Below are 12,060 nucleotides of genomic sequence, written 5' to 3' on the forward strand. Positions count from 1 at the left end.
GTGGGAGAAAAGACTTAGAAGCCAGCTTGCAGGCCCAGGGTGAATGAGCGCAGGTTGGGGTAGGAGCCCGCGTCGACGCCGCGCGCCAGCGAGCCCTGCCCTACAGTTTCGGGGTCGTAGCCGCTGTACTTGGTCACCGTAAACACGTTCTGGCCGGTCAGGAACAGGCGTAGCGAGCCGATGTACTTGGTGCGCTCCAGCATGGTTTTGGGCAGCGAGTAGCCTAGCTGCACGTTTTTCAGGCGCAGGTACGAGCCGTCTTCCAGCCAGCGGGTGGTCTGGTAGCGGTCGTTGTTGCCGGGGGCAATGCCGCCGGTGCCGCCGGCAATGAGGGCGCGGGGCGTGGTGGTAGAGGGGTTGGTAGGCGTCCAGGGGGTGAAGCTGGCCAGGTGGTTATTGTTGTCGTCGGTGCGCTCCAGCCAGTACTTGGCGTCGTTAAATACCGTATTGCCTTGCACGCCCTGGAAGAAGGCCGCCAGGTCGAAGCCGCCGTAGCTGGCCGTCAGGTTCAGGCCATATTGAATCCGGGGGAATACCCGGCCCACGTGCACGCGGTCGGCCTCCGTAATCTGGCCGTCACCGTTGGTGTCCTTGTAGCGCACGTCGCCGGCTTGCAGCCCGGCCGGAATATTCGCGTCGCCGGTCTGGTAAATGCCGTCGAACTGGTAGAGGTAGAACGAGCCAATCTCGTAGCCTACTTCGGTGCGGGTAGTGGCACCCGGCCCACCCTGCAGGAAGTTGGACGGCGCCCCATCAATCGAACCCGAGTTCAGGTTCAATACCTTGTTGGTGAGCGTGGTGAGGTTGGCCGACACGCCGTACTTGAAGTCCTTGCGGTCGTCGGCGTAGCCTACTTTAAACTCGAAGCCGCGGTTTTCGAGCAAGCCCAGGTTCTGGAAGGGCAGCGCGCCGGCGTTGCCGAGTACCTGCGGCAGGTTGGGCGACACCAGGGCGTTGGCCGTGCGCGAGATGTAATAGTCGGCCGACAGCGAGAAGCGGTTTTCGAGCAGCGCCAGGTCAAAACCATAGTTCTGGGTGCGACGCTCTTCCCAGCGCACGTTGCTGGCTAGGGTCGTCTGGATGGCGCCGTTCTGGATGGTCTGGCTGGTGCCCAGCACGTAGTTGGCGTTGGTGTTCAGCGCGCCCTGGTAGAGGTACGAGCCGCCGTAGGCGCCGCTCAGGTACTGGTTGCCGAGGCTGCCGAAGCTAGCCCGCAGCTTGAGGTCGCTGATGGCCGTTACGTTCTCCATAAACTTCTCCTTCGAGATGCGCCAGCCCACCGAGCCGGCCCCGAAGTTGCCCCAGCGGCGGTCGGGCGCAAACTGCGACGAGCCATCGCGGCGGAAGGCGCCCGTCACGAGGAAGCGGCGGTCGTAGTCGTAGGTTACCTGGCCGAAGAGTGATTCTTTGCCCTGCACGTACGACGAGCCAATGACCTGCGGCGTCTGCGAGCCCGCGTCGAGCGCCCAGTAGTACACCGGCCCGGTGCCATAGCCGAAGTTAACACCCCTAGTAAACTCGAAGCTGCGGCGCTGGCGGCTGTAGCCGGCCACCACCGTCAGGTTGTGCTGGCCGAAGCTCTTGTCAAACGTCAGCGTGTTTTCGGCTTGGCCAAACAGTTCGTTGCCCTGGTCATCGCCAAAGTAAGAAGGCGTGGTCGCGTCGTTGCGGCGCCACACGCCGAATTGCCGCCGCTGCTGGTCGCGGAAGCCGTGGTACTCCAGGCCCAGGTTGAGGCGGTAGCGCAGGAAGTCAAAAATCTGCACCTCGCCGTACACGTTGCCCAAAATGCGGTTGTTGGTGCTGGTGCTCACCAGCAGGCGCTGCAAGGCAATGGGGTTGGTGCCGAAGGTAATGGCGTTGTTGTTGCCAATACCGAAGCCGCCCGGCACGGTGGGGTCATACACCGGAATAACGGCCGGCATGCGCAGCACCTCCGTAAAGGGCGCGCCGTTCACGTAGGTTTGGTTGGCGCGCACCAGTTGCAGGTTCTCGCCCACCCGCAGGCGTCCGCGGGTAAAGCCCGTGTTCACGCGGGCCGTGAAGCGCTCAAACTGCGGCCCGATAATGGTGCCCTGCTGCTTGAAATAGCCCCCCGATACGTTGAAGTTCGACTGCGGCCCGCCCCCCGAAAAACCCAGGTTGTAGTCCTGCACCGAGCCCTGCTTGAACAGCTCTTTCTGCCAGTCGGTGTCGATGCCGGCGGGCAGGTTGGCCGCGTAGGGCTGGCGCGGCAGGCCCGCGTTATCGTACGATTGGTTGTTGACGGCCGCCCACTGCGCGGCATTAGCCAGGTCGAGGCGCTTTATCAGGTTCTGCACCCCGCCGCTGGCGTTAAAGCTGATGGCCGGCGTGCCCTGCTTACCCTTTTTGGTGGTAATAACGATAACGCCGTTGGCCCCCGAGTTGCCGTAGGGGGCTAGCGCGGCGGCGTCCTTCAGCACCTGCACCGACTCAATATCGGCGGGGTTGATGTCGCGCCCGGCGCTGCTGGTCGGCTCAATCCAGAGGCCATCTACCACGTAGAGCGGGCCGCTGTTGCTGCCGCCCAGCGAGCCCAGGCCCCGGATGTTGACCACCGGCCCCTGGCCCGGCACGCCCGAGTTGGTAACCTGCACGCCCGGCAGGCGCCCCTGAATGGCCTCGCCCACCGAGGCCACCGGGGCCCGGCGCACTTCGGTGGCCCCTAGCGTAGCTACCGAGCCGGTCACGTTCTGGCGCTCCTGGGTGAGGTAGCCCACCACCACGGCTTCGGAAAGCTGCTGCGTGTCGGTGGCTAGGCGCACGGCCAGGGTAGTCTGGCTGCCCACCGCAATGGTTTGGGTGGCGTAGCCTATCGAGGAGATAACGAGCGAGCCGCCCGTGGGCACCTCAATAGAAAAATTGCCATTGACGTCGGTCGAAGTGCCGGTAGTAGTGCCTTTTACGAGTACCGTAACGCCGGGCAGGCCTTCGCCTTTTTCGTCCGTTACGCGGCCGGTAACTGTTGCGGCGGGTTGGGCCAGCCTGGCCTTGCCGGCCAGGGCTTTCGGAGTGATAACGGCAACCGGCGCGGCCGTGGCAACGGCCAGCGGCAGGCAGCAAGCCAATACGGGAATCAGCAAACGCCCGGGAGGGGGTAGCAGCTTTTTCATATGGGTGGGAGAAAAGTGAAAAGAGGCAGGGAAAGGGGCAGTTGCGGCAGGCTTCGTGCAATCGTTTGCATAAAGGCCTAAAAAAAAGCAGCTTCCGCCCGGCAAGCAGCGCCAACCCGCACGGGAGCAGCCGATTGCTGCGCCTTGGCTGGGCCGCGGTAGTCGTTGCGCCCGTGGCTAGCCCCGCCCGATGGGAGAGACTGGCCGTAATGCGCGGGCGAAATCGACGCTGCAAGATGACGTAAAAGTAAAGCCGGTTTGCTAATAAGCAAGGGTACAGGGTGAATAATTAACGGAAGCAAGTTTTTCTTGCATCCTGCGGCGGCCCGGAAAATACCAGGGCCGGCCGGGCACCACGCTGGCCACACCAGCGCGTAGGCATGGCCTGTAGTGGCCGAAAAGCCCGGCCGGTCCGGCCGGCCCAGCCGCACTGGCTGCCGGCAAAGCGTTGAAGCCTTGCCTTTTTTGCGCCGGCCAGCCGGGCGGTAAAGCAGCGCTGATTAGATGAAGATATGAAGCATAACTTGTTGTTAAATACAATCTTAGTTAGATAAAAAATACCAATAAAACTGCTTTGCAGGATGCGCCGGCACTACTGCTAAGGTGGCAATGGTGTGCAAACGTTTGCATTTGCCCTGGGTGGTCCGGACTTTCAGCGGGCATTGGCAGCCGGGCGCCGGCCTTTCGTGCCGTATACTTGTTGCCAGCCTTCCTTACCTGCTTCATGCCCACCCGCCGTCACTTTCTTACGGGCTCGCTCACGGGGCTAGCCCTGCTTGCCATGCGCCCCACTGCTTTTGCCGCCGCCCGCACCTACACTAACCCGGTGCTGGCCCGCAATTTTCCGGACCCTTTCGTGCTGCGCCACGGCGGGCACTACTACGCCTTCGGCACCACCGGCCGGGGCCGCACGCCCGATGGCCGGGTGTTTACGCTGCTAAAATCGGAGAACCTCGTAGACTGGCAGCCGCTGGGCGGGGCGCTCACGCCCCCGGCCGGCAGCGAGGAGTTTGACTTTTGGGCGCCTGAGGTGGTCGAGCACCAGGGCACGTTTTACATGTACTACTCGCGCGGGGGCGGCGCCATCGGGGCCACGGTGGGGCATCAGCTGAAGGTGGCCACCAGCCCGCGGCCCGAAGGGCCGTATACCGAAGTGGCTAGCCTGCCGGTGGCCGATAGCCGGTTTACCATCGATGCCCACGCCTTTCAGGACACCGACGGGCAATGGTACCTCTTCTACGCCCGCGACTTTACCGATACCAACGACGGCTATTACCCCGGCACGGGGCTGGTGGTAGACCGCCTCGCCAGCATGACGCAGCTGGCCGGCCAGCCGCGCACCGTGCTGCGCGCCCGCCACAAGTGGACGCTCTTCGAGGCCAACCGCCTGATGCCGCTCTACGGCAACCGCACCTTTGCCCAGTGGCACACCCTGGAAGGGCCGTTTGTGCGCCGCCACGCGGGCAAGTACTACTGCTTTTTCAGCGGCGCCAATTTCCTCACCGACCGTTACGGCGTCGATTACTGCGCCGCCGACCACGTGCTGGGGCCGTATGTCGACTCGGGCTCCGATGCCGGGGCCAGGGTCTTGCACTCGGTGCCGGGCCACGTGCGCGGCCCCGGCCACCACAGCCACGTGCTAGGCCCCGACGGCCGCACCGAATACCTGGTGTACCACGCCTGGAACGCCGCCATGACCGAGCGCCAGCTTTGCCTCGACCCGCTGGCCTGGACGGCCCAGGGCCCGCGCTGCCTGGGCCCCACCTACACGCCGCAGCCGCTGCCGAAGTAGCTTATTCGCCCGGCATAAACGTCGCCCCAGCCCCCGGCCCACGGAGAGGGGCTGGGGGGCGTTTACGCCGGAGGGGTCAGTGCCCAGCGCTTGGTAGGCCGCGGGCAAAGCCGCGGTAGCACCTGAGGCAACCTTTTTAAAGTAAAACGCCTCCTCGAACGCCTAGTGGTGCCTGGCCCCGCCAGGCGTTCTTTTTACGGGCCTGCCTGCGGGTCGTACCTTTGGGGCTCGTTAGTTATCTCTAGGTGATGTATAAATATCCTCGGCCAATATCTGCGTTTGGCCGCTTCGTGCTGTTGATGCAAATGATGGTAACCCGCCCCGAGCGCCGCGCCGTGCTCTGGCAGCGCACCCTCGACGAGGCCATCGAGATTGGCGTCGATTCCATCTTTATCGTAGGTCTGGTTTCGACCTTTATCGGGGCCGTAACCTGCGTGCAGATTGCCTACAACATGGTGAACCCGCTCGTGCCCATGAGCACCGTGGGCTTTATGGTGCGCGAAATGACCATTCTGGAGCTAGCCCCCACCATTATTTCGGTGGTGCTGGCCGGCAAGGTGGGCTCGGCCATTGCGGGCGGGCTGGGCACCATGCGCATTACCGAGCAGATTTCGGCCATCGATGCGATGGGCATCAACTCGGCTTCCTACCTGGTGCTGCCGCGCATCATCGCCTCCATATTCGTGTTTCCGCTGCTCGTCATCCTGGCCATGAACCTGAGCATTTTGGGCGGCTACGTGGCTACCCAGATAGCGGGCGTGATGCCGGGCGCCGACTACATCGAGGGCATTCGCTACGCCTTCAAGCCCTACACGGTGCTGTTTTCGCTGATAAAGTCGGTAGTATTTGCCTTCCTGGTATCGGCCATCTCCTCCTATAAAGGCTACACCCTCAAGGGCGGCGCCCTGGAGGTGGGCAAGGCCAGCACGGCCGCCGTTACCAACTCCATTATCTCCATTCTGCTGGCCGACTACGCGCTGGCCAGCATTCTGCTGTAGCCGGCCGGCAGCAGGAGCCAAACAGCCCTGGCGAAGACCCAAACGACCCTGGCTACGACCCAAATAGCCGTAGCCAGGGTCGTTTAGGTCTTCGCTAAGGCTAGGTTGAGGCTAGCAAGGAAGCGGAGAACCCTGGCGAAGCCTGTTTGGGTCTTGGCTAAGGCTGTTTTAGTCTTGGCTAAGGCTGTTTTGGGCCTAGCCAAGACCCGGAGCGGGGCGCCGGCGTAACCCCGGCCCCGACCCACCGCGTACTTTCGGCTAGCCATGCCGTTTGCCCTGCCCCGCGTGTCGCGCCGCGACCTTTCGTACTTTTTCTTCAGCCAGCACTTCTCCGATGGGCTGCGCACTACGCTGGCCATTTTGCTGCCCGCGGTGCTGGGGGCGCAGTGGGGGCAGTTTGCGGCCGGCATTACCATCTCGACCGGCGCCGTGTGCCTGAGCGTGACCGACACGCCCGGCCCCTTGCAGCATCGGCGCAATGGCCTGCTGGCCGCCCTGGGCCTCGTGTTTGTGGGGGCGCTGCTGGTGGGCTGGCTAGCCCCGCACCGGCTGGGGCTGGGCGTGGTGCTGGTGGGCCTCAGCTTTGGGCTGACGATGCTGCTGGTATGGGGCGCCCGGGCGGGCGCCGTGGGCTCGGCCACGCTGCTGGGTATGGTGCTTACGCTGGCCCACCCGCCCGAGGGCTGGAAAGCCAACCTGCTGCATGCCGCTATGCTGGGGCTGGGGGGGTGCTGGTATTTGCTGCTGGCGCTGGTGCAAAGCCGGGTGCAGCCCTACCGCTCGGCGCAGCAGGCGCTGGGCGAGTGCCTGCACGCCGTGGCGGGCTTTCTGCACATCAAGGCCACGTTTTACAACGCCAGCACCAGCCTCGACGACGACTACCGCCGCCTGGTGGCGCAGCAAGTGGTGGTGAATGAAAAGCAGGAAGCCGTGCGCGACCTCATCTTCCGCTCGCGCCAGATAGTGAGCGAAAGCACCAGCGCCGGCCGCCGCCTCGTGCTCACCTTCACCGAAACGGTGGACCTCTACGAGCACATTACGGCGGGCTACTTCGACTACGGCGCCCTGCGCGCGGCCTTTGGCAGCACGGGTATTCTGGCCGAAATCCAGGGCTTTATCAACCGCCTGGCCGTGGACCTCGACTACCTGGGCAGCGCCATCCTGGCCAACCGCGCCTACGGCAGCCCGCCGCCCGACCGCCTGGCCGAGCTTACCCAGCTGCAAGCCCGCATCAATGCCCTGCCCGCGCCCGACCCTGGCACCGGCCTAAGCACGCTGGTGCTCAAAAAAATACTGGTGAACCTGCGCGACCTGCACCGGCGCGTGCGCAGCATCCGGCGCTACTTCGACGAGGCCCAGGCTGCCGCGCTAACCCCCGATGCCAGCCGCATGGCCAGCCACACCCAGTTTGTGGCCCGCCAGGAGCTGGAATGGAGCGCCTTCGGCGAAAACCTGACCCTGGGCTCGTCGGTGTTTCGGCACGCCGTGCGCATGGCCGTGGCCTGCGCCATCGCCTTCGCGGTGGCCGAGCTGCTCTGGCACGGCCAGCACAACTACTGGATTTTAATGACCGTGACCTTTATGCTCAAGCCCGGCTTCAGCCTCACCCGCGAGCGCAACATTCAGCGCATCAGCGGCACGCTGGTGGGGGGCGTGCTGGGCTCGCTGGTGCTGTGGGCCGTGCCCGACGGCGACGTGCGTTTCGGGCTGCTGCTGGTATTCATGGTCATCGCCTACTCGTTTCAGCGTACCAAATACCTGGTCACGGTAACGTTTCTCACAGCTTACCTGCTCATTATGTTCAGCTTTTTGGGGCTAGGGTACATCGGGGTAATTGAGGAGCGCCTGACCGATACGGCCCTGGGCTGCGCCATTGCCCTGGCCACGGCCTATCTGCTGTTTCCGCGCTGGGAGGGCGACCAGCTGCCCGACCTGCTGGCTGCCACGCTGCGCGCCAACCTGGCCTACCTGCGCCAGCTGGCCGACCGCCTGGCCGGCCGCGAGGTGCCGCCTGTCACGTACCGCCTGCTGCGCAAAGACGTGTACGTGGCCTCGGCCAACCTGGCGGCGGCCTTCCAGCGCATGCTGTCCGAGCCGCGCCGCACCCGCCGCCACCCCACCGAGGTGCACGAGTTTGTGGTGCTGAACCACATTCTGTCGGCCAATATCTCGGCCCTCACCACCACCTGGCAGGATGCGGCCACGCCCAACCCCAGCGTGCCGCCCGCTACGCGCCGCGTACTCACCAGTGCCCAGGCCGCCCTCAGCAAAAGCCTGGCTAGGCTAGCCGCCGCCCCCGCGCCCGAAGCCGAGGTTGCGGCGGCTCCGGCCGCCACCGTGCCCCTCATGCAGGAGGTGCGCGCCGATGCCCTGGCCGATACCGCCAGCCCCGACCGCACCCTGGCCGAGCAGCTGGCCTTTCTGCAAAAAGTGAGCAGCGACCTCAGCCGCGTAACCGAGGCGCTGGTGGCGTAATTATAGTACATTAGCTTGTGTTAGAACTATAACCTTAAAAATGATGCATATGAAAACTTTAACAGTAAGCGTTAGCCGCCAATTTGATGGTTATACGTTTGGGCTCTCTCCTTTATCTAAAAAGTTAGTAGCAGAAACACTGGCGAGTGAGCGGTCGGCCTTCGGTAATGTTTTTGTAGCTCAGGGTACAAAGACGGACTTTGAAAGTCAATATGGGCCAATTGTTAAGCATATTCTGCTGACACTACTCGGGGTAAATAATTCTCAGTTGATTAAACTCAAAGAACAGGTAAATATTGTTCAATTCGAAGAGCCTGTATCACATAAGGTTTTGTATAAGATTAACTTGCAGGATGTCGAAGCGTAATAATCTTTATTTAGGTAAGGCGGGTCATTTTGCTGCTATGGCCGAATTTCTATTTAGGGGTTGGAACGTTGCTGTGCCAGAAGTGGATGTAGGAGATGATATACTGGTGGTAAAAGATAAAGAAGGTGAATTTGTGCGCGTTCAGGTAAAAACAGCTCAGGCTAAGAAAATAAAGGATGGCATCACAGCACAATTTGCAATTCCGCTGCCACAGCTACAGAGCTTGCCTACTCCGGAATTAACTTATGCCTTGATGGTGCGCCATCCAGAAACTGGCTGGCACTCACCACTGATTATTTCGCGTTCTGATTTGAATGACCTTTATGAAATAAATAAGATTGGTTCTGAAAGTAAGGGGATATTGGTACTTCATGTGCGTTTTGCCCTCGATGGTCACGTGCATTGCTCAAAGCAACTTCTTACTTCATATCTTAACGACTACACACAATTCCCCACAATTTACCATTAGTCGATACTAGCTATTCTGGTAAATACAGGTAAAGTTAAGTAGTTCGCCTATAGGATATGTCTGCTCTCGTTCTGCGCGACAGCGCCCGGCTGCGCTACGCTACCTTCTTTTACCTGTATGTGATGCAGGGCATTCCGGCGGGCTTCGGCCTCACGGCGGTGTATAACTACCTCATTGGCAGTGGGCTGTCGGCCCATGCGGTGGGGTCATTCGCCGCCATTGTGGGCCTGCCCTGGACGTTCCAGTTCGTGTGGGGCCCGCTCATCGACAAGTATCAATACTCCGTTATCGGGCACCGCAAGCAGTGGGTGGTGCTCACGCAGCTGGTGGCGGTGCTGGCCTCGCTCTCGCTGCTGCTGGTGCGCCAGCCGGTGGCCCAGCTAGGGCTCATGGGCGCCGTGTTCTTCATCCACAGCGTATTTGCTTCCATTCAGGATGCCAGCGTCGATGCCATCGCCATCTCGGTGGTGCCGGTGGCCGAGCGCGGGCGCGTGAATGCCTTCATGCGCGGCGGGTTTTTGCTGGGCTGGGCGGTGGGCGGCGCGGCGCTGTCGTGGGTGTTGCACCACGGCGGCTTTGGGCGGGCGGCGCTGGCGCAGTCGCTGGCCCTGCTGGCTTTCACGGTGCTCACGTTTTTCATCAAGCTCGAGCGCACCGACCACCTGCTGCCGCGCTTCGGCCTTGGCCAGCGCCCCGTGGCCGAGGGCCAGCCCGAGGCCGAAGCCAACCCGCCGCTCGCCTGGCTCTTTGCCGAATTGTGGCGCAGCATGGTCGAAAAACACAGCCTGCGCGCCTTCGGTATCATCTTCCTGGCCTACCTGGCTGGCTCGCTCTTCAACAACGCCTATACTTTCCACCTCATCCATTCGCTGCACTGGGCCGATGCCGAGGTGTCGGCCCAGCAGGGCACGCTGGGCAGCGTCATCGCCTTTGGCGTGCTGCTCGGCGGCGGTATTATCGTCGACCGCCTCGGCGCGGCGCGGCTGCAATACTGGGTGATGGCGGGCCTGGCGGGGTTTCTGCTGACTTTCGGCAGCCTGGGCGCCTTCTGGCCAGTGAAAGCCGTGGGTTTCACCGGCTTAGTGGTGATGAACCTGGCCGACCCGTTGCTCAGCGCCGCCGCCATGCCGCTGCTCATGGCCTTCTGCCAGCCGCGCATCGAGGGCTCGCAATTCACCACCTACATGGCCCTGGTCAACCTCTGCACCGTCACGGCCAGCTACCTCAATGGCTGGCTGCTGGACGTAACATCGGCGCCCCTTATCGGCGTGGGCTGCGGGTTGCTGCTGCTGGGGCTGGTAGTTGCGCTGCATCGCTCGCCGGCCCACCCGGCAGTTATTCAGCAGCCCCTGGCCGCCTGAGGGCTACCCACAAAAAAACGACGGCCAGCGCCCCTGGTGCGCGCCGGCCGCCGTGGTGGCCAGGGTAGGAGAGGGCTATTTGCGGCCCGAGCCGCCGGGCTTTTTGCCGCCGCCATCCTGCTTGTTTACCGTGGCCCAGGCGCGGGCTTCGGCTTCTTCTGGGGGCACGCCTTTTTGCTCGTAGCCTGCTTCGATGTGCTCGGCTTGGCGCTTTTGCTTGTCGGTGTACTTCGACTTATCTCCCTGGGGCATAGCTGGAAAAGGATTAAGGTTGAGTGAGATACGGCCGGCCTGCGCGGGCTGGCCCTGGTTTTTATACGAGGCGGCCCGGGCGGGCGTTAAGGCGGAGCTATACCGGCGGGGTGGGGCAGGGGCGCTATCTTCGGCCCCCATCTCTGCTAGCTGCCCATGCGCCACGTTGCCGACATCCCGTATCCGCAAGTTAAAATCACCCTGCTGGCCTGGAATGGCAAGTACCTGCTCAAGCTGGAGCAGGGCCCGCTCGAACAAACCTACAAAGTGGCCGACCTCGACCTGAGCGGCGTGGCCGCGCCCGACGTGGAAATCCGCCAGCTGCTCGACGAGGAGTTTCTGGCTGCCGCCGTGGCGCGCTTCCAGCTCATGCGCGACGACCTGCGCGCCGCCTTCGCCCGCCACGACCTCCGCTAAGCTTACCCACTCACCTTTCTCTTCTTTTGCTATGCTGCGCCGACTTCTCTTACTGCTCACCTTCAGCGCTTTGCTAGCCCCCGCCGCCCGGGCCCAAACCTACGAGCCGGGCCAGAACTACGTGGTGCGCCAGGGCCAGCTGCCCTACGCCGGCCGCACCCAGTACAGCGTAAACGTGGTGGTGGATGGCAACGAGGAGAAGACCCGCGACTTCTTGCAGAGCTACATGAAGGAAACCTACCGCATTCCGCTCAAAAACGGGCTGGTGAGCATGGTAACCAAGAAAAACGGCGTGCTCACGGCCAAGCAGGTGGCGGGCACCAGCATTTCGAGCCGCGCCGTGGACATCTACGCCGCCACCACGGCCCTCACCGACTCGACCACCGAGGTGGCGCTGTTCGGGGGCTTTGGCGAGAAAACCTTCTTCTCGCCCGACCTCACCAGCACCGAGTTCAAGCGCCTGCAGGCCATGCTGGAGCGCTATGCGCCCGCCGCCCGCATCAACGCCTTCCGCCAGCAAGTGCTGGATGCGGAGGCCCAGGTAGCGGCCATCGATAAGGAAAAGGAGAAGATTAACCGCAACATAGATAACACCCGTGCTAACACCGCCGCCAACCTGAAGCGCATTGAGGAGCTGCTGCGCCAAAACCAGGCCAACGCCCAAAGCTTGGGCCAGGACAGCCTGCGGCTCATCAGCAACGGCCAGCTGCGTGAGGTGAAAAGCCAGGTGCTGGAGCGCCGCAAAACGCGCCTGGCCGGCGTGGTGGCCAAGTAGTTTTTGTTTTTCTATTCTTT

Annotated in this window: 10 protein-coding genes; 8 read left to right on the top strand and 2 right to left on the bottom strand. The window is 62.6% G+C overall.

The window, feature by feature from the left end:
* Positions 1 to 14 precede the first annotated feature (14 nt).
* On the bottom strand, positions 15 to 3,134 hold the full coding sequence (locus Q5H89_RS07135) for a SusC/RagA family TonB-linked outer membrane protein (protein ID WP_305018596.1): 3,120 nt from the start codon (positions 3,132 to 3,134) through the stop codon (positions 15 to 17).
* A 724-nt stretch (positions 3,135 to 3,858) separates the two neighbouring features.
* Between Q5H89_RS07135 and Q5H89_RS07140 the strand changes: the two genes are divergently transcribed.
* The 6 genes from Q5H89_RS07140 (at position 3,859) to Q5H89_RS07165 (ending at position 10,596) form a co-directional block, all read left to right on the top strand.
* Positions 3,859 to 4,926 (top strand): glycoside hydrolase family 43 protein, encoded by a 1,068-nt coding sequence (locus Q5H89_RS07140; protein WP_305018597.1) that lies wholly within the window; start codon positions 3,859 to 3,861, stop codon positions 4,924 to 4,926.
* Between the two features lie 305 nt (positions 4,927 to 5,231).
* Positions 5,232 to 5,924 carry an MlaE family ABC transporter permease gene (locus Q5H89_RS07145; RefSeq protein WP_305018598.1) on the top strand — a complete coding sequence of 231 codons (693 nt, stop codon included), beginning with the start codon at positions 5,232 to 5,234 and terminating at the stop codon, positions 5,922 to 5,924.
* Between the two features lie 264 nt (positions 5,925 to 6,188).
* Positions 6,189 to 8,399, top strand: a complete 2,211-nt coding sequence (locus Q5H89_RS07150; RefSeq protein WP_305018599.1) for an FUSC family membrane protein — start codon at positions 6,189 to 6,191, stop codon at positions 8,397 to 8,399.
* A 43-nt stretch (positions 8,400 to 8,442) separates the two neighbouring features.
* Entirely contained in the window at positions 8,443 to 8,766 is a 324-nt protein-coding gene (locus Q5H89_RS07155) for a hypothetical protein (RefSeq protein ID WP_305018600.1), read from the top strand.
* Positions 8,753 to 9,235 (top strand): hypothetical protein, encoded by a 483-nt coding sequence (locus tag Q5H89_RS07160; protein ID WP_305018601.1) that lies wholly within the window; start codon positions 8,753 to 8,755, stop codon positions 9,233 to 9,235. The genes Q5H89_RS07155 and Q5H89_RS07160 overlap by 14 nt, the downstream gene beginning before the upstream one ends.
* 56 nt (positions 9,236 to 9,291) lie before the next feature.
* Positions 9,292 to 10,596 (top strand): MFS transporter, encoded by a 1,305-nt coding sequence (locus tag Q5H89_RS07165; protein WP_305018602.1) that lies wholly within the window; start codon positions 9,292 to 9,294, stop codon positions 10,594 to 10,596.
* Positions 10,597 to 10,671: 75 nt separating this feature from the next.
* On the opposite strand, the gene Q5H89_RS07170 is transcribed toward Q5H89_RS07165, so the two are convergent.
* A complete protein-coding gene (locus tag Q5H89_RS07170; protein WP_305018603.1) occupies positions 10,672 to 10,848 on the bottom strand; it encodes a hypothetical protein in 177 nt (58 codons plus the stop codon).
* A gap of 156 nt (positions 10,849 to 11,004) precedes the next feature.
* Between Q5H89_RS07170 and Q5H89_RS07175 the strand changes: the two genes are divergently transcribed.
* Positions 11,005 to 11,265, top strand: a complete 261-nt coding sequence (locus Q5H89_RS07175; RefSeq protein ID WP_305018604.1) for a hypothetical protein — start codon at positions 11,005 to 11,007, stop codon at positions 11,263 to 11,265.
* A 31-nt stretch (positions 11,266 to 11,296) separates the two neighbouring features.
* Positions 11,297 to 12,040, top strand: a complete 744-nt coding sequence (locus Q5H89_RS07180; RefSeq protein WP_305018605.1) for a hypothetical protein — start codon at positions 11,297 to 11,299, stop codon at positions 12,038 to 12,040.
* The last annotated feature ends 20 nt before the right edge of the window (positions 12,041 to 12,060 follow it).

The sequence above is a fragment of the Hymenobacter cheonanensis genome, from assembly GCF_030581075.1.
GTDB lineage: Bacteria > Bacteroidota > Bacteroidia > Cytophagales > Hymenobacteraceae > Hymenobacter.

Bases quoted from the DNA above. Each gene is read 5' to 3' on its own strand.
- Q5H89_RS07135 (WP_305018596.1), bottom strand. From the start codon at position 3,134: ATGAAAAAGCTGCTACCCCCTCCCGGGCGTTTGCTGATTCCCGTATTG.
- Q5H89_RS07140 (WP_305018597.1), top strand. From the start codon at position 3,859: ATGCCCACCCGCCGTCACTTTCTTACGGGCTCGCTCACGGGGCTAGCC.
- Q5H89_RS07145 (WP_305018598.1), top strand. From the start codon at position 5,232: ATGATGGTAACCCGCCCCGAGCGCCGCGCCGTGCTCTGGCAGCGCACC.
- Q5H89_RS07150 (WP_305018599.1), top strand. From the start codon at position 6,189: ATGCCGTTTGCCCTGCCCCGCGTGTCGCGCCGCGACCTTTCGTACTTT.
- Q5H89_RS07155 (WP_305018600.1), top strand. From the start codon at position 8,443: ATGCATATGAAAACTTTAACAGTAAGCGTTAGCCGCCAATTTGATGGT.
- Q5H89_RS07160 (WP_305018601.1), top strand. From the start codon at position 8,753: ATGTCGAAGCGTAATAATCTTTATTTAGGTAAGGCGGGTCATTTTGCT.
- Q5H89_RS07165 (WP_305018602.1), top strand. From the start codon at position 9,292: ATGTCTGCTCTCGTTCTGCGCGACAGCGCCCGGCTGCGCTACGCTACC.
- Q5H89_RS07170 (WP_305018603.1), bottom strand. From the start codon at position 10,848: ATGCCCCAGGGAGATAAGTCGAAGTACACCGACAAGCAAAAGCGCCAA.
- Q5H89_RS07175 (WP_305018604.1), top strand. From the start codon at position 11,005: ATGCGCCACGTTGCCGACATCCCGTATCCGCAAGTTAAAATCACCCTG.
- Q5H89_RS07180 (WP_305018605.1), top strand. From the start codon at position 11,297: ATGCTGCGCCGACTTCTCTTACTGCTCACCTTCAGCGCTTTGCTAGCC.